Origin of the sequence: Empedobacter sp. UBA1574 (assembly GCF_002322895.1) — a bacterium.
Classification (GTDB): Bacteria; Bacteroidota; Bacteroidia; order Flavobacteriales; family Weeksellaceae; genus Empedobacter; species Empedobacter falsenii_B.
On record NZ_DCOI01000016.1, the window covers coordinates 1 to 24991 of the forward strand.

A 24991-nucleotide genomic window follows, 5' to 3' on the forward strand; every position below is an offset into this window, starting at 1 on the left:
TTTTAGGGAAGATTACACATTCAACTTTATTTTATAATTAGTAATAGTAAAGAGTCTTATGAATTTAATAACAACAGACTTATTTATACTAATTTAGTATATAAGAAAGTGATAGCTTTCACAAGCTATAGTATTACAAACGGTGAATATAAAGATTCTTATAAAAAGAAATCTAATGGACAATTAATTCAATTGTATGCTGATAATAAAATAGTTTGTCGTATTAAAGAAGTTCATAATAAATATGTGTTTGATGAGATTCTATCTTATTTAAAAACTAATTATCCTGAAATAAAAAAGAATGAAGATTTTGAAATAAGTTTTGTAGAAAAAGAATATATTATAATTACATCATTGACTTTCTCCTCTTTAATAATATTTATTTTATCTTTTAGCATAGAAAATTATCATCCTGATAAAATACAAGAATACAAAACCATTAAAGGTCATATGGCTTATCAACCAGAAATAGATTTTAGTGGAAAAAGAAAAAATCGAAAAGAATATTTAATCTTTAAATTAAAAGAATATCCTCAAATAAATTTCGAAGCCAATTCGATTTATTATTTATGTTTGGAGGAGTAGTATTAGTTGGATTTATTACATATAATATTTATAACATAACAAGAATTTTAAAATAAAAAAAGGAACTCAAATTTGAGTTCCTTTACTATTTTGATTAAGAATATTCTTATCCTAAAACTTTTGCAACTGTAGCTCCAATATCAGCAGGAGATGCAACAACGTGGATTCCACATTCTTCCATAATTGCCATTTTAGCTTGTGCTGTATCATCAGCTCCACCAACGATAGCTCCAGCGTGTCCCATTGTACGACCTTTTGGTGCAGTTTGTCCTGCAATAAATCCTACAACTGGTTTAGTTCCATTTACTTTAATCCAACGAGCAGCCTCAGCTTCTAATTGTCCACCAATTTCACCAATCATTACGATACACTCAGTTTCTGGGTCATTCATAAATAATTCAACAGCTTCTTTCGTTGTAGTTCCAATAATTGGGTCTCCTCCAATTCCGATTGCTGTAGAAATTCCGTAACCAGCTTTTACAACTTGGTCAGCAGCTTCGTAAGTTAAAGTTCCTGATTTAGAAACGATACCAACTTTACCTTTTTTGAAAATGAAACCTGGCATAATACCAACTTTTGCTTCCTCAGAAGTGATAACACCAGGACAGTTAGGCCCGATTAATGTTACATCTCTTTGATCAACATACGCTTGTACTTTTACCATATCTTCTACTGGAATACCTTCTGTAATACAGATAATTACTTTGATACCTGCTTCTGCAGCTTCCATTACAGCGTCAGCAGCGAATGCTGGTGGAACGAAAATAATAGAAACGTCTGCTCCTGCTTGATCAACAGCATCTTTTACTGTGTTAAAAATTGGTAACCCTAAGTGAGTTTGTCCTCCTTTCCCTGGAGTTACACCACCTACTACTTGTGTTCCATATTCAATCATTTGCTCAGCATGAAAAGTTCCTTCTTTCCCTGTGAAACCTTGAACGATTATTTTTGAATCTTTGTTTACTAATACAGACATTGTGATTTTTAATTTACACAAATATAAAAGGAGTTTTGCATTTTAAAAAATATTCAATGTAAAAAATACACTAAATCTTTATTGGAACAGGACAAAAAAGGATAAGATATTTATCATAAAAAAAGCCGACCAAACGGTCGGCTATAAAATATTTTCTATAGATAATTTTATTTTCTCTTGTAATCGCGAACCATTATCTCTGTGACAGCCATTTTTTTATACAATCCTCGAGCCTCTTCAGCTGGATAACCAAAATATGTTTTTCCTCCTTCCAGAGATTTACTAACTCCTGCTTGTGCTAATAATACCGCTTTTGTACCGATTGTTACACCACTTGTAATCCCAACTTGTCCCCAAATAGAAACTTCGTCTTCTACATTTACACAACCAGCAATTCCAACTTGCGAAGCAATCAAACATTTTTTACCAATAATTGTATCGTGACCAATCTGAATTAAATTATCCATTATTGTTCCTTCACCAATAATTGTAGAAGCAGAAACTCCTCTATCTATCGTACAATTCGCACCAATTTCTACATTATTTTCGATGATAACATTTCCGACAGATTTTAAACGATCAAAACCTGTTTCGCGGTTTTTGTAGTAAAATGCATCAGCTCCTAAAACTGTTCCCGAACGAATAATTACATTATCTCCGATAATTGCATAATCATTGATTGAAACATTAGAATGAATCACACAATTTTTTCCAATTTTGACATGATTTCCTATAAATGCGCCTGGCTGAATAATTGTTCCTTCACCTATTTCTGCAGAATCAGAAATTTGTTTTGTAGCAGCTTCAAACGCCATAAAATGTTGTCCAATTTTGACAAAATCACGGAAAGGATCATCAGAAATCAACAAAGCTTTTCCTTCTGGACAATCAACTTCTTTGTTTATCAAAACAATTGTAGCATTCGATTGTAACGCTTTATCATAATATTTTGGATGATCAACAAAAACTATATCTCCCGCTTCTACACGGTGAATTTCATTGATTCCTTCTACTGGAAAATTTTCGTCTCCAATAAATTTTGCATCGATAATTGATGCTATATCTTTTAATTGATGTGTTTGTGGAAATTTCATCTTTCTCTCCTTTTAAAAAGTCTACAAATATAAAAATAAAAAAGCTGTCAAAAAATGACAGCTTTAATGATTTATGAATTGAATTTCATTATTTTTTCTTGAAAACCATTGTTTTAACATCATTAGCAAACAAAACTAATTTTCCGTCTATAATTTCGTATTTGTTTACATTGTTAAAACGCTCTCCAAAAGCATCAGAATCTACTCCTTGACAAGCCATACGCGTAGTTGCGATGTTTTTTACAGTCAATGAATTACCAACCGCTACATAAGCTCCTGTCAAATTATTACATCCATCATTACCAGAAACTTTGTTATTTTGGAATGTTAATGTAGGTTTTTGATTTGGGAAACGATCATCTAATGATTTTGCACTTCTATCTTTACCAATAAATTCTTCTAATTCCCAAGAGCCTGCTAAAGTACCAGGACGAACAAAAGTCATGATGACAATATCACCTTGGATTAATAATAATTTATTATCTGAAATAGAATATTTTAATTTTCCATTTAATTTTGAACTGAAATTAGAATCTTCTACATTTTGACAAGCTTTCATCGTAGACATCATATTACCAAAAGTTATTTCATTTCCAGAAATTGTAACTCCTCCATTCATAGTGTTACAACCATCCGAAGCATTTAACATACTATTTGAAACAAAATTAAGATAAGGTGTTCCTATTGGATAAGCTTCTGCAATAGTACCTGCCTTCATAAAATTAATTTGGCTCAACTCCCATTTCCCTAAAATAGAGTTATCATTTGTGTTTTCAGTATTACCAATCACGTTATTAACAGTAGAACAAGATGTTAAAAATCCTGTTGCTAAAATTGCTGCAAAAGATATTTTTAAAAGTGTTGATTTCATCAAATTTAATTTCAAGTTTCAGTCTAATATACGAATATCATACCAAAATCTCAAAAATGTTAAAATTCGTTTCTACAAAGGTTTTGAAAAGATGAAGCCAAGTAAAGAATTTGTTTTAATTTTGAGAAATAATTTGTTTATATAATTTTCAAAAAATAATTCAATTTGATTTCTCAAAGAACGATAGATATAATTTTCGAAACAGCTCGTGTAGAAGAAGTTGTTGGTGATTTTGTTACCCTAAAACGTGCAGGTTCTAGCTTAAAAGGACTCTCGCCTTTTGGTAATGAAAAGACACCTTCTTTTGTTGTTTCGCCTGCCAAACAAATCTGGAAAGATTTTTCTTCTGGAAGAGGTGGAAATGTTGTGACTTTTTTGATGGAAGTTGAACAATTTACTTATCCAGAAGCGTTGCGATGGCTGGCAAAACGTTATAACATCGAGATTGAAGAAGATGGTGAATATACTTTTGAGCAACAACAAGAAGAAAAAGACCGAGAAAGTTTATATATCTTGACTGATTTTGCGAAGAAATTCTTCACTAATCAATTGCATAATTCGGAAGAAGGAAATTTAATTGGTCTGAGTTATTTCCGTGAACGTGGTTTCACCAAAGAAACTATCGATAAATTTGAACTTGGTTATTCGCCAAAACAATGGGATGCTTTTGCTGAATATGCTTTAAAAAATGGTTATTCAAAAGAATTAATTGAAGAAGCTGGTTTAGCAACTTTCAAAGAAGATAATAAGAAATATGATAAGTTTCGCGAACGTGTTATGTTTCCTATTTATAGTTTTTCTGGTAGAACATTAGGTTTTGGTGGACGAATTTTGCGAAATGATGCCAAAGCTGCTAAATATTTAAACTCTCCCGAAAATAAAATTTACCATAAAAGTAAAACGCTTTACGGATTATTTCAGGCAAAGCAACACATTATAAAAGCCGATCAATGTTTTTTGGTTGAAGGTTATACAGATGTTTTGTCTCTGCATCAAGCTGGAATACAAAATGTGGTGGCGAGTTCTGGAACAGCACTTACAAATGAGCAAATTCGTTTGATAAAACGTTTGACAGAGAACATCATTGTGATGTACGATGGCGATAATGCTGGTATCAAAGCTTCTTTTCGCGGAATTGATATGATTTTGGAACAAGAAATGAATGTCAAAATTCTATTGTTACCAGAGGGCGAAGATCCGGATTCGTTTGCGAAAAAACATTCGACAACAGAAATCGAAGCGTATATAAAAGAAAATGCCTCCGATTTCATTCGTTTTAAGGCAAATGTTTTGTTGGAAGATGCGAAGAATGATCCTATCAAAAAAGCGGAATTAATTAGAGAAATTGTCAAATCGATTTCACTTATTCCGAATATTATCAAGCAGGAGGTTTACATTGCAGAAACTTCTAAAATTATGGAAATTCGAGAAGAGGTTTTGTTCAAAGAATTGGCTCAATTGCAAAATTCTTCCGATAAATCAACTTCTTCGTCTTCTCATATTACAGATAATTCGCGAACGAAAAAACCTTCTATTTCGGTTGTTGCTTCTACAAAAGAAGTAATTAATGTTCAACAAACTGTAGAAAATGAAATCATTAAGCTAATTATGCAATTTGGTGATTTGGAAGTTGATTTGAAGAACGAGAACAACGAGCTATATAAAACAACGGTTAACCAAGAAATTATTTCTCAATTTGATGAAAACGAGTTGAGTTTGAGTAATCCACTTTATCAATCTATTTTAGAAGAAGTGAAAGTTGGTTTGAGAAATGATGAATTGCGAACAGGAACTTATTTTTCGCGATTAACCAATCCAGAAATTGTACAGCTTGCTTCAGAAATGATGTTGGAAAAACATAATTTGAGTGAAAACTGGACAGTAAAACAAGGCATCAACATTAAGAAAAAAGAAGAATTTGTGCACAAAGATTTATTTGATGTTTTACTTCGCTTCAAAATTATTTACATAGATAATATGATTAAAGAATTGATGCATCAAACAAAAAATCCTGAATTATCAATTGAAGAAACGAATCAAATTCTTCAACAAATTATGCGTTTTACTGGATTAAAAAATATCTTAAATCAACATCTTAATCGCGTCATTTAATTTAACATTTACTGATTAAAATCACAACTAACTGACTAATAAATATTTACATAAAAATTACAAATAGTTCTTAAAAATTTTAATAAGTGACTATATTTTTAACTTATTGTTAACAATTCTTTCTAAAGCTACTAAACATAGACATTTAGGTCTCTTTTATTTTCTGAAAATCATTAGAAAAAACTATGCATGTACAAACAAAATCTATTATGCTTATTTTAGATAAAGATTCAGAAAGAACTAAAGAATGACAAAGAATATTTTAACATTATTAGTAATGCTGATGATTATCCCAATGGCTCAAGCTAAAGGAAAATCAAACTTTTCAATAGAAAATCCGTTACCAGTTACTATAACTAAAAATTTGAAACTTAATTTAATCAATAAATTTTCAGATTTTAATAAAACAGATAACACTGCGATTTCGGAAATTGTTGAAAAAGCTGGAAAAAAAGTAAGTGGAATTGTATCATGGTATGCTGATAAATTTCACGGTAAAAAAACTTCTAGTGGCGAGTTATATAACAAAAATAACTTAACTGCAGCCCACAAAACTTTACCATTCGGTACAAAAGTCAAAGTAACCAATACAAATAACGGAAAATCTGTTGTTGTAAAAATAAACGATAGAGGACCACATACAAAATCTCGTTTATTGGATTTGAGTAAAGCAGCGTTTACTTCTATAGGTTCTATTAATGCGGGAACATTAAACGTAGAAATGGAAGTTGTAGAGTAAAACAATTTTTAGATATTAAAAAAGAAAAGGATTGANNTCAATCCTTTTCTTTTTTAATCATTATGATGTTTATGATGCCCTTTCTTTTTATAATAATTCCCATTATTTTTCTTTTGTTGACCTGGTGCATATCGTTTTGCAGATTTATCACCGTGTACTTTTTTGTGTTGACCTGGTGGTAAGCTACGATGGTCATCATATCTTACTTCGTACTTCGGATATTTCTTATACTTCTTTTTGTGTTTATGCTGATGCTCTAATCCATATATAGTTGTAGAACCATCACACGATACCAAAAATAAAGCAGCGAGGGCAAAAAACGCAATCAAGTTAATTTTTTTTAATACTATTAGTTTCATAATCATATTCATTATATTCACTTTGGGATAATACAATAACCTTACCAAAAAATACTTTACTATATTTTAATGAATATACTGATTGGAATAGTATTTGAGAATCAATAATTAAACTATTAAAATTATGAAAGAAAAAATCCAATACCGCTACAAAACAACAAACGAAGCCTTAGACGAACTAAAAGAAAATGGTTTTACGATTGACTATAATATCGAAAAAGATCAATTAAAACAAGCTCCTGAAATCTTTGATATCGTGTGTATTTATCGTTACGAAGGAATGTCTGATCCTGATGACGAATCTTCGGTTTATGGTATAATCAATAATCAAAACGGAGATAAAGGTGTTTACGTGGTTGGAAATTTATCAACAGATGACGATGTCGATCATTTCTTGGTTGATTTGGAAATAAAACGTAGAACAATTCAAGAATAAGAATATTACAATTATTAATCAAATAAAAAAGCTCGATGCAAATGCATCGAGCTTTTTAGATTTTATAACATCTTTCTAATTAGAAAGGATATTCATAAATTTTTGATTCGTGGAAGTAAGGGTGACCTTTTGCTTCTAAGTTTAATTTAGAAACTGCATTCATAACTACGAATGTAAATAATCCACCGATTCCAACTAATGCTCCAATTTCCATTAAACCAAAGTTGTGGAATGGTCCAACAGCTGCTGGCATAATTTGGTTGTAGAAATCCCAGTAGTGTCCAAAAATGATAACAAATCCCATCGCGAAAACGATTTGATAACGACGTTTCATGCTTGAAGAAATTAAAATCAAGAATGGAGCTACTAAGTTAATAATCAACATCCAGAAATATAATGGGTATTGCGCCATACGTTGTTGGAAGTATTGAGCTTCCTCAGGAATGTTTGCGTACCATTGTAACATGAATTGACAGAACCATAAGTATGACCATAATAATGAGAAACCGAACATGAATTTTGTTAAATCGTGTAAGTGGTTATCATTGAATAATGGTAAAGCGTTCTTTCTTTTTAAGTAGATAGAAATAATTGCCATAATAGAAACCGCAGAAACTAAGTATGAAACCATTCCGTACCACATAAATAATGAAGAGAACCAGTGTGGATCTAAAGACATCACGAAATCCCAAGCAAATGCTGCAGAACAAATTGCGAAAATCACTAAGTAAATTACTGATTTTTTGTACAATTGAGCGTACACTTTTAAGTCTCCGTTTGTCTCATCTAATTTGCGTGTTGCGTTTTTAATTACTGGTAACATTAAAGATAATACTACTAAGTAAATAACACAACGTATTAACCAGAAGTTAGGGCTTAACCAAAGTTGAGCTTTGTTTGCCATGTAGATATCATACTTCTCGCTATCAGGATTTATTAAATCAGCATCCATCCAGTGGAATAAGTGATTCATATGAAAATAAGATCCTAAAACGATGATAGCTACAAGTACAGAACCAACTGGTAAAAATGACGCGATAGCCTCCATAACACGAGATACTACCATAGACCAACCAGCGTTAGCTACGAATTGAATACATAAGAAAAACAACGCAGATGCCGCAATACCAAACGATAAATAAGCTGGTACATAGAAAGCAGCCCAAGGTCTGTTTTTCAATAAATTTGTCAAATGCTCCATGTGTCCAGCATGATCTGTGTTCATAGATGCATAAGAATCTGAAATGTAGTCACCAAAAAATTGAGTTGGGTGAGCTTCAATCAAACCGTTAATATATTCAGTTGAATTAGCAACATCTTGTTGATGTAAGAAAAATCCTATCCCGTAAAGTACAACACCTATAACAGCTAAGATAAGTGATGCATTTTTTAATCTTGGGGAAAATGTATATTGCATAATAATTAACTTATTTTATTATTTATTAGTTGCTGTTTCAGTTTCTGTTGCAGGTTTTGCTTCAGCAGTTGCGTCTCCAGCAGGAGCAGCGGCAGCTGTAGTAGCACCTTTCAAACTCATTACATATTCAGCAACTCTCCAACGGTCTGCAGGAGTCAATTGAGATGCGTAAGAACCCATCGCATTTTTTCCGTACATAATTACATGATAAACAGAACCTACTGTAACATCTCTTTCGCTATAATTAGGAACACCTGAATAAGCTTTAGATTTTACAATTGAACCTTGTCCATCACCAGCTTCACCGTGACAAACTGCACAATTTTGTCCAAACAATAACTTACCTCTTTCTAAGTCTGCAGCTTTGTTAGCCGCATTCAAAGGAGAAACAGTTACTGCTTTTGCTTGTGCATAACCAGCGTTATTGTTTTTGAAAGTCCATGGTAAAATATCACCATCTGTTCTTGCAACAGCACCTTCTACAGATTCTAATGCAGACATATTATGATTTTTACTTAATACAGGAACTTCAGAGTTTTCTTCGTCATGAGGGTAACCAAAAGTTGCCTTTTCATAAGGATCATATGCCGTAGGATAATACATATCTGGCATATATACGATACTTGCGTGACGTTTTTTATCAGAACAAGAAGTGATAATAATACTTCCTAATCCTATAAGTAATGCTATCTTTTTCATTATGCTTCTTGTACTAAATTGTTAACACTTGGTTCTACGACTACATCACCTTTTACAGTTACTTCTTCAGCACCAGTTTCTACAAATACATTTTTGATTTTCTCAACATCAGCTGTTCTGATTTCGATTAAGAATTTATCATCTGTTGTACGTGGATCTGGGTTTTTAGCTTTAGCACCTGGGTACATTTTGTTACGCACTAAGTATGTTAATGACATAAAGTGCGCTGCACAGAATACTGTCAACTCGAACATAATAGGAACGAAAGCTGGCATATTCTCACCCCAAGAAAAAGATGGTTTCCCTCCAATATCTTGAGCCCAGTCATGGTTCATAATAAACCATGTCATCAAAGATGCTAACGTTGTACCAAATGCACCGTAGAAGAAAGCAAGGTCAGAAATACGAGTTTTCTTTAATCCTAAAGCTTTATCTAAACCGTGTACAGGGAAAGGTGTATATACTTCATCTATCGTAATACCTTGTTTACGAATAGATTTTACTGCTTTTAATAAATCATCATCGTCTCCGTAAAGACCATAAACGATTTTAGTGTTCGTGATGCTCATCTTCAGTATGATGTTTTTTATAGCTTTCGCCTGATGATTTCAAAATAGTTTTTAACTCAGATTGTGAAATAACTGGGAATGTACGTGCGTACAATAAGTATAACACAGAAAAGAATCCCATAGTACCTAAGAAGATACCTACGTCTACCCATGAAGGCATAAACATTGTCCAGCTCGATGGTAAATAGTCACGAGATAAGTTGATAACGATAATATCAAAACGCTCGAACCACATACCGATGTTAACTACGATAGAGATAACGAATGTCCAGAAGAAGTTTCTTCTGATTGGACGAATCCATAATAATCCTGGTACTAAAACGTTACAGATAATTAACGCCCAGAATGCCCACCAATAAGGTCCTGTTGCTGCTCCTGGAGAGAAGTATGTAAAGTCTTCGTAACGAGATCCTGAATACCAAGCGATCCATAACTCTGTTAAGTATGCTACTGCAACCATACCACCTGTTACAACGATTACAATATTCATGTACTCGATGTGTTTACGTGTGATATAATCTTCGTAGTGTAAAACTTTACGCATTACACTTAATAATGTTTGTACCATCGCGAAACCAGAGAAAATAGCTCCAGCAACGAAATATGGAGGATATACTGTTGAGTGCCATCCTTTGATTACCGACGTTGCGAAGTCAAAAGATACAATCGTGTGTACCGAGAATACTAACGGTGTACATAAACCAGCTAATACCAAAGATAACTCTTCGAAACGTTGCCAGTGTTTTGCTCCACCACCCCATCCGAATGATAAGATTCCGTAGATTTTCTTAGCGAATGGTTTTGTTGCACGGTCACGTACCATAGCGAAGTCAGGAATTAATCCCATCAACCAGAAAACTGTTGATACAGAGAAATACGTAGAAATCGCGAATACGTCCCATAATAATGGTGAGTTAAAGTTAGGCCATAAAGATCCAAATTGGTTAGGAATTGGGAATACCCAGTACATTAACCATGGACGACCCATGTGAATTACAGGGAATAACGCTGCCTGTACAACGGCGAAGATTGTCATGGCTTCCGCAGAACGGTTAACCGACATTCTCCATTTTTGACGGAATAATAATAAAACGGCTGAGATTAACGTACCAGCGTGACCGATACCTACCCACCATACGAAGTTGGTGATATCCCAACCCCAGTTAATCGTTCTATTCAATCCCCATACACCAATACCAGTTCCTACTGTATAAGCAATTGCTCCAACACCAAAGATGAATGCAACCATTGCTATACTGAAACATGTCCACCACAATTTACTTGCTGGCGTCTCAATTGGACGAGCAATGTCTACTGTGATATCGTGGTAGGTTTTATGTCCTAAAATAAGGGGTTCTCTTACCTGTGATTCGTAATGTGACATATTTGTTTACCTTATTAATTCTTTACTAATTTAATTAAGCTTGTTCTTTTCTGTTTCTAACTTTTACTTGATAGATAACGTTTGGTTTTGTACCAATTTCTTCTAATAAAACATAAGAACGTTTATCTTTCGATGCTGCTCTTACTTCAGATTTATCATCATTGATATCACCAAATTTCATCGCACCTGTTCCACAAGCAGCAGCACAAGCAGCAGCAGCCATAAACTCTTCGTCTTTAACTACTCTGTTCTCTTTCTTAGCTTTTAAGATTGCAGCTTGAGTTTGTTGGATACAGAATGAACATTTCTCAATTACTCCTCGTGTACGTACAACAACATCTGGATTAAGTACCATACGACCTAAATCATTGTTCATGTGGAAGTCGTATTTATCATTGTTCGCCCAGTTAAACCAGTTGAAACGACGTACTTTATAAGGACAGTTATTTGCACAATAACGAGTACCAACACAACGGTTATAGGCCATCATGTTTTGACCTTGACGACCATGAGATGTTGCACCTACTGGACACACAGTCTCACAAGGAGCGTGGTTACAGTGTTGACACATTAATGGTTGGAAAATCACATCTGGATTTTCAGCCTCTGGCTTAATTAAACGTGTATATTGTTGTGGTTCGTTATCTGGATCAGATTCTAACGCAACTTTTTGAGTTAATTTTCCGTCTTTATCTTGGTAAGTAACATCAGAGTAGTAACGGTCAATTCTTAACCAATACATATCTCTCGACATACGCATTTGCTCTTTACCAACAGTTGGTACGTTGTTTTCTGCTTGACAAGCAATCACACACGCTCCACATCCTGTACAAGAGTTCATATCAATTGTTAAATTGAAGTGAGGTCCTGTTGAACGATCAAAACTAGCCCATAAATCTACTTCACCTACTGGAGAATCTCCTCTCCATGTTGGCATCTTCGCAACTGGATTCCATTCTTGACGATCTGTGTTGATGAAATCTGCTAAAGAAACTTCTCTTGCGATTTCGTAACGTCCCATCAATGTTGGTTGTTGTTGCATGTTAGCAAATTCGTGTTTATCTGAACGAGAAGATTTTTCGATCTTAACGTTAGATGCACCTACATTACCAGTGTATAATGCGAAAGCGTTAACCCCTACATTATTTGCAACTTTACCAGCTTTTGTACGACCGTAACCGAAAGCTAAACCTACAGTTCCGATTGCTTGACCTGGTTGGATGAATACTGGAACATTTTCTAAAACTACTCCATTAACAGTTAAGTTTACATACTCACCGTCAAATTGCATTCTTCCGTTTGTAACGTTGTAGTTATCTTGAATTTTGATTCCTAATTTTTCCGCATCATTTGGATTAACTGTTAAATAGTTATCCCAAGAGTTACGTGTAATTGGATCTGGTAATTCTTGTAACCAAGGATTGTTTGCTTGTGTACCATCTCCTAAACCAGCTTTAGAATAGAATTGAATCTCCCATTCTGTCGCTTTACCAGCAGCTAATTTTGTAGCAGCAGCTGCAGCAACACCAGTGTTAGCAGTAAATGTAGAAGTTTCAGTCGCTTCATTATAACCATTGTATAATGCTTTGTTGAAATCTACACCTAATTTTGGTAAAATAGCTGATTCCCAGTTTTGTTTTACATATAAGTAATATGGAGAAACTTTTTGTCTAGTTGCAGAAACCGCCATCACCATAATTGGATCATTTGGATCTTCTACTTCTGTTACTTTAGTTACTCCTGTCATCCATGCGATTAATGAATCTTGGAATTGACGAGAATCAAATACACGTGGAATTGTTGGTTGTTGTAATGAATAAACACCTGTTAATGGGTTGAAATCATTCCAAGACTCTAAACCGTGAGTAACTGGAGCAATAACGTCCATTACTGATGCAGTTTCGTCTAATTTTTCAACTAAACCAACTTTAAGTCCAATGTTTTTGAAAGCTGCTTCAATTTCTTTTGCATTTTTAGCATTATAAATTGGATTTGTTTGGAAGTTTAATAAAACTCCAACTTGTCCAGCTTTAGCTTCTGCAACAAATTGATTAAATACAGCGTCGTTAGACTCTTTTAATAAAACAGCTTTATCAGAAACTGCAGCTGATCCTAACAATTGGTTAATTGCGTATGCAATTGCGTATGCTTCTTTCGAACCATCAGCCATAACAACCGCTTTAGAACCTTTTGCTGTTAATTCAGCAGCAATAGCTAATGCTTCTTTAGATGAAGCTGAACCACCTGCTAATTTATTATAAACTTCAGCCAATACTTTTTCAGTATCAGTTGGTTTTAATGGATAACGTGTATCAGCATTTGCTCCTGTTAAAGATAAAACAGATTCTACTTGGATGTGACGCATCATTTTTGCTCCTGGTTTACGAGCAATACCATAATCACCTTCCATTCCACCACCATTATAATCACCTAAGAAATCTGCGTTGAAAGAAACAACTAATTCAGCATTCTTAAGATCGTAGAATGGCAATTCTCTTTTTCCATAAACTTCTTGCGCTGCGTCTAATGCATTCGTAGAAGAAATTGCATCATAAACAACGTGTTGAGTTGTTGGATATTTTGTTGCAAACTCAGCAATCAACTTTTTAGTTGTTGGTGAAGGTAAAGATGAAGTTAAAATAACTACTTTTTTCCCTCCTACTGATGCTAATGCTTTTGTTACACGGGCATCAAGCTCTTTCCAAGATGTTGCTTTGAAGTTTTCACCTGCGTTTGTTAAAGGTGATTTTATTTTATCAGAATCGTATAATGATAATACAGATGCCTGAACACGTGCATTTGTAGAACCATAATATTTTGCGCCTTTGTTTGCATCAATTCTAATAGGACGACCTTCTCTTGTACGTACTAATACGTTCGCGTAATCGTATCCATCAAAAATTGTAGATGCATAATAAGTAGGTACACCAGGCATAATGTTTTCTGGTTTCACTACATAAGGAACAGATTTTACGATTGGAGCTTCACAGGCTGCTAAAGTAACAGCAGCTGTACTGAACCCTAAAATCTTCAAAAAGTCACGTCGTGAAGTTTGACTATTCTCCATGGCGTTATCATTCCCTAAGAAATTATCTACAGGAATTTCTTCTGCAAATTCGTTGGTAGTTAACTTTTCATTTAATGTATTGTCAGTTAACTCCTCAAAACTTTTCCAGTAATTTTTCTTCGAAGCCATTTATACTCCTCTCTTTTTTATATTAATAATGACATTTACCACACTCTAAACCTCCGATAGCATCAACTGTAATCTTAGTTGCGTCACCGTACTGTTTTTTCAGTTTTTCGTGTAGTTCTGCGTAATATTCTTTGTTATACTCGTTGTCCATATCTACCTCAGTAGTTCTGTGACACTCGATACACCATCCCATTGTGAAATCATTCGCCATTTTCACTTCGTTCATTTCATCAACACGTCCGTGACATGCAAAACAAACTTGGTCTCCTGATCCAATGTTCAATTCTTTAGCATTTGGAATAGTTCCATCTTTAATCGCTTTCTTAATCGCTTTCTCTCCAGCTACAACGTGTTGTGCGTGGCTAAAGAATACGAAATCTGGCATATTGTGGATACGTACCCATTCGATTGGTTTTTGTGGACCATCGTATTTGTTCGTTTCTGGATTCCATCCAATCGCTTTATACATTTTTTGGATTTCTCCTGTATAGAAGTTCTTAACCGCCTCCTCATCAGCGAATTTACCAGAAGTGATTAATTCTTCTTCGAAGTAATCTCCTTTGTATTCTTTGATTGTTTTGTGACAGTTCATACATACGTTTGGTGAAGGAATTCCAGACACTTTACCGTATTTAGCAGAACTGTGACAGTACTGACAGTCGATACCTTGTACACCTGCGTGAACTTTGTGAGAGAAATAGATTGGTTGTTCTGGCTCGTAACCTTTATCAACACCAATTCCCATTAATCCCCAATACACGTTGTACAATGCAAAGAATGCTAATACTGCGATTAACACACCACCAACTTTTTGGTATTTTTGGAAGAAGTTTGCGAAAGAAAAAGCAGCTTTTTCTTCTTTAGAATCTAAATCATCAGTTGCAGTTGCTTTAACTAATGCATTAACGCGAACCAAAATCCACAATAATAATGCTGCTAATACAACAAATCCAACTGCGATAACTCCTGTTCCAGCACCGCCTCCGTTTCCGGCAGCAGCAGCTTTAGCAGCAGCAGCTTCTTTCTTTTTTGCAGCTTTTGCATCATCAAAAGCCTTTTTACCACCATCAGGATCGGCAGTATACGCTAGAATATTATCAATATCACCGTCAGATAAGTTAGGAAAAGCTAACATTTCAGTGTTATTGTACTCAGCGAAAATTTTGTTTGCATACGCATCTCCAGACGCACGTAAAGCTTTGTTGTCCTTAATCCAAGCGTGTAACCACTCTTTTCCAAGTCCAGCTTGTTCTTGTACGCGTTTCTCAACATTACGTAATTCCGGCCCAATTAATTTACCATCAATCTGGTGACATGCAGTACAGTTGGCTTCGAATAATTCGTAACCTTTACCTGCATCTTGGGCATTTGCTAAGGAGAACGTCGATAGTATTATCGCGCAGCTCCATAAACGTATTCTTTTTAGAAATCTTGCCTTCATTTACTTAAATAATCTCAGTTCGTTGTTTCTTTTAACTCGTTTTTATTTGAACACTTAACTAACAGCAAAAATAGCTTCAATACTTAATAAAATCATAAAGTTTACATACTGAACTTTGTCATTGAGCTTAATTTAAAACGTTTCTAAATTAATTGTTAAAAAATATGGGTCTATAAATATTATCTATTTGGTTTTGTAGAAAAGATTTAGAACAAGAAAAATTGCTATTTAACATAATTTTAAAAATAATCAAAGTTCTTTTTATTAGAATCTGCCAATCAATTTTATAGTTTTATCATCATTAATTAGTATTCATAAAAAAATTGGAACAATATTCGTTGTAAGAAAATAAAAGTCTATAAAATTTAATAACTTAATTGTAAAAAGTATATTTGCACAAATTAATTTCATCTTATGAAAAAATTTATCTTTTTATTCCTTATTACTTTTTCTTCTTGTGTTTTTGCTCAAGATAAAATTGATACTGTTCAAATCATCAATAATGGTACATTGAATATGGAAATTGATAGTAGAATAAATAATGTATTAAAAGCAAAAGAAGATGCTGTTTGTAGTTATACCACTACTGTAAAGAAACCGACAGAGAAAAAACCAGTTATACAATCTAATGATCCTTGTGCGGGAACGCCACAAGTAAGTGGTTTCAAAATTCAGATTTATTATTCAAAAGATAGAAAAGATGCGGAGAAAGTAAGAAATGAATTTTCTAATTCTTATCCACATTTATCGGCTCAGACTGCTTATTTCTCGCCAGATTATCGTGTTTTGGTTGGAGATTATTTCACAAGAGCATCAGCTTCGAGAGATATTCGTCGTTTAAAATCAAAATATAACAGTGCTTTTTCTATTCCGTTCAAGGTTTTGTGTAGAAAAGCGAAGTAATAGTTTATAAAAAGGAAAATGTATCCTTATCACAACAAAATAAAACAACGAATAAATAATGGCGAATTAGTTTCGTTTGAGTTTGTAGAAAAATATAAAAATATTTCTCCATGTTTAGTTTTATATTTCAAAACAGAACCTTTTATAAGACATATTCGCGAGCATCGTTTTTCTGAATATAGACAATTACTAAAAATAGAAAACGATTAACTTCTTTTAGAGATTTAAAATTTATTCGAAAACATAAAAAAATCGTTATCAATAATCTTGGTAACGCTTTTTTATATTTTAATGGTAATATTTAGTAGTTGATTCATGCTTTTGTTTTTAGTTGTTCAGAATTCTAACTCTGCCCTCAATTTCTAATTGGATAAGTATCGATGCTAAATTAGTTTGTACAAATCCTAAATTACCTGCAACTAAAACACCTTTTTCTCCAGTCGATATTTTTTCGATTCCATAAACACTCGATTCATCTTCTGGACTCGAATTTCCTTCGTAACGATAGATGTAAATAATCTTAAAATCATGCGGATGATCAATCAAATCACTTTCTAATAAATTAAAATCTTCTTGATATCCTTTTTTGGCAAGCTCGCTTAGCGCAACACTTGACGTTTCATAATTAAATTGCCTTCTTTCGAACATAAAATTTATTTTTATTTTGTTAATAATTATAAATCTAATTAATTAATAGACAGAAAGTTGTTAAACATACGTTAACAATTTGATGACATAAAAAATTTAACATACTTAATGATTTATTGTATTCGAAATAAGTTCTTATTTTTGACAAAAAGATACAATGATTTTAGAAAAATTAAACCAAAACGAAGCAAATTTTGCTGATGTTATCGCACATATCGAAGAAAATTATACTTATACAGCTTCTGCATTTGTAAATGGAAATCAGGAAAATGCTGTTGATCAAAACCAAGGAAGTGCAAAAGTTTTTGCGTTCGCAAAATTGAATAATTTTTCGGAAGATGATACCTTAAAATTATTTGCAGAACATTATCAAGCGGTTTTAGATACGCCAGAAGGAACAGACCACAACAACATTCGTCAATTTATGAAGAACGGTTGGAATGGTGTCAAATTTGAAAACGAAGTATTGAGAAAGAAATAATCTCGATAAGAATAATTAGAATAAACAAAAAACGTCTTACATAATGTAAGACGTTTTTTGTTAATTTAAGGCAGTATCCCAAAAACTGTGTAAATATAAAATAAGGTGGTTTTTAGTAACTCACCTTATTTATTTTATTAAATTTATAAAACACAGTTTATTATGAAAAAAACTGTAGCACAATTCATTCAAGATCAAGGTCATTTAGAGGGGATCAAAACCCAAGAAGACCTAAGTAAATTATTAAAAGAATTACATTCAGACTTATTAGAAGCCATGCTTCATGGGGAGCTTGAAGCTCATTTAGGCTATTCCAAAAATGAGAAAAGTGACAATCCAAATGCGCGAAATGGCACTACTTCAAAACGTTTAAAAAGTGAATATGGAGAAACGACAATAGAGGTTCCTCGGGATCGTGAAGGTAGTTTCGAGCCCATTATCGTTCCAAAACATCAATCCAAATCCGTTTCCGTTGAAAACATGGTGATTTCGCTTTACGCAAAAGGTCTGAGTGTTTCGGATATTGAGCAGGAACTTTACGAATTATATGGCTACAAACTCTCTACATCAGCGATCTCCATCATTACTGATAAAGTGAATAGTCAAGTATTGGATTGGCAAAATCGTCCTCTTGAATCGATTTATTGCATTGTTTGGATGGATGGTATTGTATTCAAAGTACGTCAAGGTGGAAAAGTAATCAATAAAACGATTTATTTAGCCGTTGGTTTAAATCGTGAAGGTCACAAAGAAATCCTTGGAATGTGGCTTGGAGAGAACGAATCTGCTGCTTTTTGGCAAGGTGTGCTGACTGATTTGAAAGTTCGTGGAGTTGAAGATATTTTGATTACTTTAACCGATAATTTGAACGGATTTACTCAGGCAATCACCAATATTTTCCCTCAAGCGAACACACAAATTTGTGTAGTTCATCAAATTAGAAACTCGGCTCGATATGTGGTTTGGAAAGATAAAAAAGAGTTTACCTCAGATATGAAATTGATTTATAATGCGACAAATAGAGAAATGGCAGCTCATGAATTAGACCGATTCGCCGAAAAATGGAATCAAAAATATCCTTACGCGATACAATCTTGGAGAAATAACTGGGACGAATTGACTGTATTTTTTGACTTTCCCATTGAAATCAGAAAAATTATTTACACCACCAATCTTATCGAAAATTTGAACGGAAAAGTGCGTAAATACACCAAAAATAAGATGGTATTCCCAACGGACGACGCGCTGAAAAAGTCGGTTTATCTATCCTTAATGCAAATTTCTAAAAAGTGGACACAACCTATTCATAATTGGGGGATAATTTTAAATCAATTTTTAACTATTTTTGAAAAAAGGGTTCAACTATAAAATAGTCAAACCCATCTGAAATCTATTTACACAAAATTTTAGATAGTGTCTTATTTAACTAAAAAGGCGCCATAAAACTAATCGTATAATGATCTATGGTTTTTCCATTCAAATCTTTCAATTCCAAAATAACTGGTACTTTATACGATTTTAGCTCGCTTTTCGGAATTTTAATATCAATTAAACCTTGCTTCAATTCGCCTTCGTCTATCTTTATATATTTATCAGGTTCTACTAGCAATACGGTTTTTCCACCTTTGAAACCGTTCACATTTACAACTAATTTGTACGTTTCATTCGTTTTATTCATCAAACTATATTGCATCGTATTGATAATATAATCGCCTTCTACAACATAATCTTTTCCTGGAACTTGTAAAAATTTCACCTCTACATCACTTCTATTCAACATAAAAATCGTCATAGCAGAAATCATCGCAACCAAAACTAATGTAAACGCGACTAATCTTGCAGTTATTTTGAATGATTTTCCTTGTTCAATATTTTCTTCGGAAGCATATTTTATTAATCCTGTTGGCAAATTAATCTTCGTCATAATATCATCACAAGCATCCATACAAGCTGTACAATTGATACATTCTAACTGAGAACCATTTCTGATATCGATTCCCGTAGGACAAACCGCCACACATTGACCACAATCGATACAATCTCCTTTTCCTGCAGCAACACGATCTTCACCTTTTCTGAATTTTGAACGACCATTTGTGCTTTCCCCACGTTTAAAATCATACGAAACTTGAATCGTTTTTTTGTCAATCAAAACACCTTGAAATCTCCCGTAAGGACAAACCAACGTACAAACTTGCTCACGAAACCAAGCGAAAACAAAATAGAAAAAAATACTAAAAATAAATATTCCGAATAATAAACCACCATGTTCTGATGGACCTTCGGTAATCACTTTTATTAATTCATCCATTCCGATGATATACGCCAATAAGATATTCGAAAAGAAAAATGACAACACATAAAATACAATCCACTTTCCTCCTCTTTTCAGAATTTTCTCTTCGTTCCATTCTTGTTTATCTAATCGAATTTGTTTGCTTCGATCGCCTTCTATCCAATATTCAATTTTTCTGAAAACACTTTCCATAAAAATCGTTTGAGGACATAACCATCCACAAAATAATCGTCCATAAACTGTCGTAAATAAAATAATAAAAACAACACTCACAATCATTCCGAATGCCAATAAGAAAAAATCTGTGGTAAAAAAAGGATAACCGAATAAAATGAAATTTGTATTGAACACATCAAACTTAAAAATAGGATTTCCATTCGGTAATGTTATAAAAGGTAAACCAACCAATAAAATCAATAAAACCGAAGAAACAATTGTACGATAATTCGTGTATTTACCAGAAGGTTTCTTAGCATACACCCATTTTCGTGTCCCTTTTTTATCCATTGTAGCGACTTCGGATCTAAACTGTTCATTCTCTTTTTCGAACCCAAGTTGCGTTGTATCATGCTTTACATCACTCATACCATTTACTTAATATCTATGCAAATTTACCGCTACATCTACGCTAAACTTTGGCACTATTTATGGTATTTATGGTAATATTTACGGATTGATATAAATCATTAATTCATAAAAACATAGACCTACCCCCCTAAACTACCTAGTATGAGAATTTTAATTTATTTTATCACATTATGCTTTGCAAATAGTTTATATGCGCAAGAAATACATAACACAAAAAATGTCTCTCAATTAGCTATTTATCCGAGCTGCGAAGATTCTACAGACAATTATTCGGGGTGTTTTGAAAACAAACTAACAGAAGATGTTTCACAGCGATTAGCGAATATAAAATTGGATAAAATCTTAAAAGGTTCAGGAGATTATTTCGCAAAATTATTTTTTGTGATTGATGAAAACGGAAACTTCACAAATGTAACTTCCCAAGGAAATGAAACTTTAGCAAGAATTTCGACACATATTTTATACAAAATAAATCGTGAACAAGAAGAAAGTGCAACCAAAATAAAACCTGCTTTAGTAGACGGAAATCCTGTAAAAGTTAGTTTTAATATTCCAGTAAAATACAATTTAAAGTAACTACGAATAATATTGTTTTCTGAATTGTTCGGGCGTAAACTCAGTGTATTTTTTGAAGAATTTCACAAAATAAGAAGCATCCTGAAAATTGAGTAAATACGCAATTTCTGTGACCGAAATTTCTTTATTTACCAACAAACGTTTTGCTTCTAAAACAATGCGACTTCTTATTAATTCACCTGCCGAAGTAGCTAACACATCTTTGCAAAGTGCATTCAAATGATTGGGTGTGATGTACAACAATTCGGCATACTCTTTTGGTAATTTTTTGATCTTGAAATTTTGTTCAATAAGTGACTGAAAATTACGCAACAACACCGATTGATAATCATTTTTTTTGACATTTACAGCTTCCAAACTACGTTCAATATCAATGAATAAATTCATCAAATGAAAACCAATTTTTAAATTCGAGAATTGATTATTTTCTTGATTTTCATTTATCATTTCTTCAAAATAACTTGAAATTTTTTCTTGTACATCTGGCGAAATTTCAACCACATGATCTTTCACCAAAATAGATTGTAAAAATCTAAATTTCTGTAAAATGGAAGAATTAATTCCAATCCAATCGAAAAAATTATCAAAGAAATTCACGACAAATCCATCATATTCTTCCTTAAAATACCATTGATGCACTTGCCCTGGTTTCATAAAATACATTGTTCCAGATTTTGCCTCAAATTTCTCAAAATCGATCAAATGCTCGCCACTACCTTCTGTAAAATAGACCAAATGGTAATAATTATGACTGTGAACTTCCTGTAAATGTGGATTACTATCAACATAACCTCTAAAACGATCGATGGAAAACAACTCATTGCTATTTTTTTCGGTATTCAGGTTACAGATATCGTATGTTGGAAAAAGTCTTTTAGTCATTTTGAAACAAATTATCAAGTGTAAAAATAAAGAATATTTGAAAGGAAAAATTTAACTTTAAACAATAGAACATCAAAAATGGAATTTAAAGAGAAAAAAATTGTCTTACTTTCTTTGGATGGCGGAGGAATTAGAGGAATTATATCGTGTGTCATTTTAAAATACATCGAAGATAAATTAAAGGAAATTCATGACGAAAATGCTAAAATAGGCGATTATGTCGATTTTATTGCAGGTACAAGTACTGGTGCTTTAATCGCTTCTTTGTTGTTATCGCCTTCGGAAGATAATCCTAAAAAAGCAAAACACTCGATTACAGATGCGTTGAATATTTATTTGGGAGAAGGAAAAAATATTTTCTCAAAAACATTCTGGACAATTCTCAATAATCCGTTGAGTGTGCTGAAAGATAATTTACCAACACTTGTATTGGAAGAGCAATTAAAAATCGTTTTTGGAGAGACAGAGTTAAAAGATTTGATTCGTCCTTGCGCAATAGTTTCTTATGATACTGAGCATCAAAAACCAAAAATTTTCAATTCGATTGATGGAATTTCTCCTTTCCGAAATTTTTATGTAAAAGATATTTGTCGTGCTTCATCAGCTGCGCCAACTTATTTTGAACCTGCAAAAATAAAATCATTCGCTGATCAAGAATTTAGTTGTATTGATGGTGGTGTTTTTGCAAACAATCCGACTTTTGTTGGTTTTATCGAAACGCAAAAAATAAATTTCAATAAATACTTCAAAGATGAATTAAAGTATAATGGAACAGCTCCTTTACAAGAATTTATTATCATTTCTCTCGGAAATGGTTCGCGTGCAAAATCTTATAAACACGAACATTTAACAGGAATTTCAAAATCTAAATGGGTAGATCCTTTGGTAGACATTTTTATTTCGACTGGCGTTGATATGGTCGATCAGGAAATGAGAAGCATGTTCTCTTTATTGAAGCCAAAATACCAACAAAATTATTATCGATTTAATCCTGAAATTCCAGAATCTGCATTGGATTTAGGAAATGTTTCCAACAGTAATATTAAAACGTTATTGGACGTTGCCAATGATTATGTAGCAAAACACAAAGAACATTTGGACGAAGTGGTTCAAAAATTAATTTTCAATCAAGTTGAAATCTCATAAAAAAAGGCTTTGAACAAAATTTCAAAGCCTTTTCTAATTTCTATTTATTTCGAACATAAACAAATATTTCCTGTTCTCGATTCAATCCTCTATTATCCACAATACTCTCTAAACAAGCGTGACAATCTGTTACAATTCCCTCTCCATTGTAATTTGTATAACTTCCATTTTCTAGCGCAACAACATGCGGTTTTAACAAATCTGCATTCAGTTTTTTGCGTTCACCAATCAACGTGTACACATATTCGCGTCCAGTTTCGTCCGTAAAATTATCCACTTTATAAATTTGATCCAATTCTCTTTCGTGATCAATTATAACAAATAAGTAGTCTTTGTGGCTATCTTTTTCAAAAAAAATTCTTCTCATAGCTTCAATTGTTTGACTCAAATTTAATAAAAGAATATTGGTTTTACCAATGAAAATTAAAAAGTTTTATGAGAATTTTAAAATATTATCAATTTCAAAACAGATTATATTTTACTTTTACATCAACCAAAACACAAAAATGAAAACTCTTCTAAAAATCTTAACTTTAGGATTAATTTGCCTTATTTGTCAACCAATTTTTGCGCAAAAAAACGCACAATTAAAACTCGACTTCGAAAAAATTATCCATTCAAAACATTCATTTCCTTTTAATGGAGCGGTAATAGTTTCCAAAAATAGCAAAACGATTTATGAAAAAGTACACGGATTTAAGAATTTTGAAGAGAAAATTGCACTAAATAAATCAAATCAATTTGAAATTATGTCAAATACGAAATTGTTTACGTCAGTATTAATTTTGAAAGAAGTCGAAAAATGGAATATCAATTTGCAAAAATCGATTAAGACATATTTACCAGAAATCACTCAATCTTGGGCAGATTCTGTTTCAGTTCATCAATTGCTTAATCATACACATGAAATTCAAGATATCACAAAACCTTTGTTGTTCAAACCAGGAACAGAGTTCAAATATGGAAATTATTCGTGTGTTCTTTTAGGTAAAATTTTGACTAAAGTAACGCATAAAACTTTCAGAGAATTGGCAACAAATTTATTCAAAGAAATTGGTTTGAAAGAAACTTTTGTGTATTCCAAAACCGAAAAGTATCAATTGGCTCAAGCATATTTTTATCGAAATGATTCGCTTATTCCAAATTATCAAACCCTGATTAATGAAGAAAATTTACCTGCGGATGGAATTATTTCTACTGCGAATGATTTAGTAAAATGAATAATTTATTACACAATGGTAAAATTCTACACCCCGAAACATATCAACTTTTGATCACACCTTCTACTCTTTCGCTACACGATGTTTTTGGACAAATGCCACAAGGTTATGCCTATAACATCAGAAATATAACCGAAAACAACATCAATTACATTGGACATACGGGATTAGGAGATGGTTTTTCTGCGATAAATATCTATTTCCCAAAATCAAAAGTTTGTTTGGTTGTCTTGCAAAATATAATGCCAGATGATTCGGAAGACTATTATTTTTATGAAAAAAAATTCAAAAATTTGCTTTTAAAAAACGATTTGACACAATAATTCAATTAAGTTACTATAAAACAACATTTTTGGTATTATCCTTGTAGAAA

26 protein-coding genes are annotated in these 24991 nt (G+C 32.8%); 12 read left to right on the top strand and 14 right to left on the bottom strand.

What is annotated here, in order from left to right:
* Positions 1-108: 108 nt before the first annotated feature.
* Positions 109-585 (top strand): hypothetical protein, encoded by a 477-nt coding sequence (locus B3578_RS03295; protein WP_291047031.1) that lies wholly within the window; start codon positions 109-111, stop codon positions 583-585.
* A gap of 106 nt (positions 586-691) precedes the next feature.
* On the opposite strand, the gene sucD is transcribed toward B3578_RS03295, so the two are convergent.
* From sucD to B3578_RS03310, 3 genes are all read right to left on the bottom strand, one after another.
* Positions 692-1561: a succinate--CoA ligase subunit alpha gene (gene sucD / locus B3578_RS03300; RefSeq protein WP_280035736.1), complete on the bottom strand. Its 870-nt coding sequence runs from the start codon at positions 1559-1561 to the stop codon at positions 692-694.
* A gap of 167 nt (positions 1562-1728) precedes the next feature.
* A complete protein-coding gene (locus B3578_RS03305; protein WP_114999484.1) occupies positions 1729-2655 on the bottom strand; it encodes a UDP-3-O-(3-hydroxymyristoyl)glucosamine N-acyltransferase in 927 nt (308 codons plus the stop codon).
* Positions 2656-2743: 88 nt separating this feature from the next.
* The gene (locus B3578_RS03310) at positions 2744-3526 is read right to left on the bottom strand and encodes an META domain-containing protein (RefSeq protein ID WP_291047033.1); all 783 of its coding nucleotides are present in this window, start codon (positions 3524-3526) and stop codon (positions 2744-2746) included.
* A 165-nt stretch (positions 3527-3691) separates the two neighbouring features.
* Between B3578_RS03310 and dnaG the strand changes: the two genes are divergently transcribed.
* Both dnaG and B3578_RS03320 read left to right on the top strand, forming a co-directional pair.
* Positions 3692-5638, top strand: coding sequence for a DNA primase (gene dnaG / locus B3578_RS03315; protein ID WP_291047035.1), 1947 nt, complete (start codon positions 3692-3694; stop codon positions 5636-5638).
* A gap of 247 nt (positions 5639-5885) precedes the next feature.
* Complete coding sequence (locus B3578_RS03320) at positions 5886-6377, top strand: septal ring lytic transglycosylase RlpA family protein (protein ID WP_219035263.1); 492 nt, start codon at positions 5886-5888, stop codon at positions 6375-6377.
* Between the two features lie 53 nt (positions 6378-6430).
* Here the strand turns inward: B3578_RS03320 and B3578_RS03325 are convergent, their stop codons facing one another.
* Entirely contained in the window at positions 6431-6736 is a 306-nt protein-coding gene (locus tag B3578_RS03325; protein WP_260509629.1) for a hypothetical protein, read from the bottom strand.
* Between the two features lie 124 nt (positions 6737-6860).
* Between B3578_RS03325 and B3578_RS03330 the strand changes: the two genes are divergently transcribed.
* Positions 6861-7172 carry a hypothetical protein gene (locus B3578_RS03330; RefSeq protein ID WP_180906125.1) on the top strand — a complete coding sequence of 104 codons (312 nt, stop codon included), beginning with the start codon at positions 6861-6863 and terminating at the stop codon, positions 7170-7172.
* Between the two features lie 79 nt (positions 7173-7251).
* Here B3578_RS03330 and B3578_RS03335 read toward each other — a convergent pair whose 3' ends face one another.
* From B3578_RS03335 to B3578_RS03360, 6 genes are read right to left on the bottom strand one after another with little or no spacing between them, the layout of a single operon-like run.
* The gene (locus tag B3578_RS03335; protein WP_286496026.1) at positions 7252-8589 is read right to left on the bottom strand and encodes a hypothetical protein; all 1338 of its coding nucleotides are present in this window, start codon (positions 8587-8589) and stop codon (positions 7252-7254) included.
* Between the two features lie 18 nt (positions 8590-8607).
* Positions 8608-9288 carry a c-type cytochrome gene (locus B3578_RS03340; RefSeq protein ID WP_219035261.1) on the bottom strand — a complete coding sequence of 227 codons (681 nt, stop codon included), beginning with the start codon at positions 9286-9288 and terminating at the stop codon, positions 8608-8610.
* Positions 9288-9857 (bottom strand): DUF3341 domain-containing protein, encoded by a 570-nt coding sequence (locus tag B3578_RS03345; protein ID WP_221627898.1) that lies wholly within the window; start codon positions 9855-9857, stop codon positions 9288-9290. Before B3578_RS03345 ends, B3578_RS03340 begins: the two co-directional genes overlap by 1 nt.
* Complete coding sequence (gene nrfD, locus B3578_RS03350; RefSeq protein WP_038336919.1) at positions 9838-11241, bottom strand: NrfD/PsrC family molybdoenzyme membrane anchor subunit; 1404 nt, start codon at positions 11239-11241, stop codon at positions 9838-9840. Before nrfD ends, B3578_RS03345 begins: the two co-directional genes overlap by 20 nt.
* A 34-nt stretch (positions 11242-11275) precedes the next feature.
* Positions 11276-14437: a TAT-variant-translocated molybdopterin oxidoreductase gene (locus tag B3578_RS03355; protein ID WP_038336918.1), complete on the bottom strand. Its 3162-nt coding sequence runs from the start codon at positions 14435-14437 to the stop codon at positions 11276-11278.
* 22 nt (positions 14438-14459) lie between these two features.
* Positions 14460-15878: a c-type cytochrome gene (locus tag B3578_RS03360; protein WP_291047038.1), complete on the bottom strand. Its 1419-nt coding sequence runs from the start codon at positions 15876-15878 to the stop codon at positions 14460-14462.
* A gap of 414 nt (positions 15879-16292) precedes the next feature.
* On the opposite strand from B3578_RS03360, the gene B3578_RS03365 reads away from it, so the two are divergent.
* Both B3578_RS03365 and B3578_RS03370 read left to right on the top strand, forming a co-directional pair.
* Positions 16293-16781 carry an SPOR domain-containing protein gene (locus B3578_RS03365; RefSeq protein WP_291047039.1) on the top strand — a complete coding sequence of 163 codons (489 nt, stop codon included), beginning with the start codon at positions 16293-16295 and terminating at the stop codon, positions 16779-16781.
* An 18-nt stretch (positions 16782-16799) separates the two neighbouring features.
* Positions 16800-16991 carry a hypothetical protein gene (locus tag B3578_RS03370; protein ID WP_291047040.1) on the top strand — a complete coding sequence of 64 codons (192 nt, stop codon included), beginning with the start codon at positions 16800-16802 and terminating at the stop codon, positions 16989-16991.
* 117 nt (positions 16992-17108) lie between these two features.
* Here the strand turns inward: B3578_RS03370 and B3578_RS03375 are convergent, their stop codons facing one another.
* Positions 17109-17429, bottom strand: a complete 321-nt coding sequence (locus B3578_RS03375; RefSeq protein ID WP_291047041.1) for a hypothetical protein — start codon at positions 17427-17429, stop codon at positions 17109-17111.
* Positions 17430-17586: 157 nt separating this feature from the next.
* On the opposite strand from B3578_RS03375, the gene B3578_RS03380 reads away from it, so the two are divergent.
* Complete coding sequence (locus B3578_RS03380) at positions 17587-17910, top strand: HopJ type III effector protein (RefSeq protein WP_180906117.1); 324 nt, start codon at positions 17587-17589, stop codon at positions 17908-17910.
* 162 nt (positions 17911-18072) lie between these two features.
* Entirely contained in the window at positions 18073-19278 is a 1206-nt protein-coding gene (locus tag B3578_RS03385; protein WP_291047042.1) for an IS256 family transposase, read from the top strand.
* Positions 19279-19336: 58 nt separating this feature from the next.
* On the opposite strand, the gene ccoG is transcribed toward B3578_RS03385, so the two are convergent.
* The gene (ccoG, locus tag B3578_RS03390; RefSeq protein WP_291047043.1) at positions 19337-20791 is read right to left on the bottom strand and encodes a cytochrome c oxidase accessory protein CcoG; all 1455 of its coding nucleotides are present in this window, start codon (positions 20789-20791) and stop codon (positions 19337-19339) included.
* A 144-nt stretch (positions 20792-20935) separates the two neighbouring features.
* Between ccoG and B3578_RS03395 the strand changes: the two genes are divergently transcribed.
* Positions 20936-21370 (top strand): hypothetical protein, encoded by a 435-nt coding sequence (locus tag B3578_RS03395; RefSeq protein ID WP_291047044.1) that lies wholly within the window; start codon positions 20936-20938, stop codon positions 21368-21370.
* Here B3578_RS03395 and B3578_RS03400 read toward each other — a convergent pair whose 3' ends face one another.
* The gene (locus tag B3578_RS03400; RefSeq protein WP_291047045.1) at positions 21371-22252 is read right to left on the bottom strand and encodes an AraC family transcriptional regulator; all 882 of its coding nucleotides are present in this window, start codon (positions 22250-22252) and stop codon (positions 21371-21373) included.
* A gap of 78 nt (positions 22253-22330) precedes the next feature.
* Here B3578_RS03400 and B3578_RS03405 point away from each other — a divergent pair, with 78 nt between their 5' ends.
* A complete protein-coding gene (locus B3578_RS03405; RefSeq protein ID WP_291047046.1) occupies positions 22331-23398 on the top strand; it encodes a patatin-like phospholipase family protein in 1068 nt (355 codons plus the stop codon).
* A gap of 40 nt (positions 23399-23438) precedes the next feature.
* Here B3578_RS03405 and B3578_RS03410 read toward each other — a convergent pair whose 3' ends face one another.
* The gene (locus B3578_RS03410) at positions 23439-23765 is read right to left on the bottom strand and encodes a hypothetical protein (RefSeq protein WP_125349744.1); all 327 of its coding nucleotides are present in this window, start codon (positions 23763-23765) and stop codon (positions 23439-23441) included.
* Between the two features lie 139 nt (positions 23766-23904).
* Here B3578_RS03410 and B3578_RS03415 point away from each other — a divergent pair, with 139 nt between their 5' ends.
* Both B3578_RS03415 and B3578_RS03420 read left to right on the top strand, forming a co-directional pair.
* Positions 23905-24618, top strand: coding sequence for a serine hydrolase domain-containing protein (locus B3578_RS03415; RefSeq protein WP_291047049.1), 714 nt, complete (start codon positions 23905-23907; stop codon positions 24616-24618).
* Positions 24615-24941 carry a serine hydrolase gene (locus B3578_RS03420; protein ID WP_291047051.1) on the top strand — a complete coding sequence of 109 codons (327 nt, stop codon included), beginning with the start codon at positions 24615-24617 and terminating at the stop codon, positions 24939-24941. Before B3578_RS03415 ends, B3578_RS03420 begins: the two co-directional genes overlap by 4 nt.
* Positions 24942-24991 lie beyond the last annotated feature (50 nt).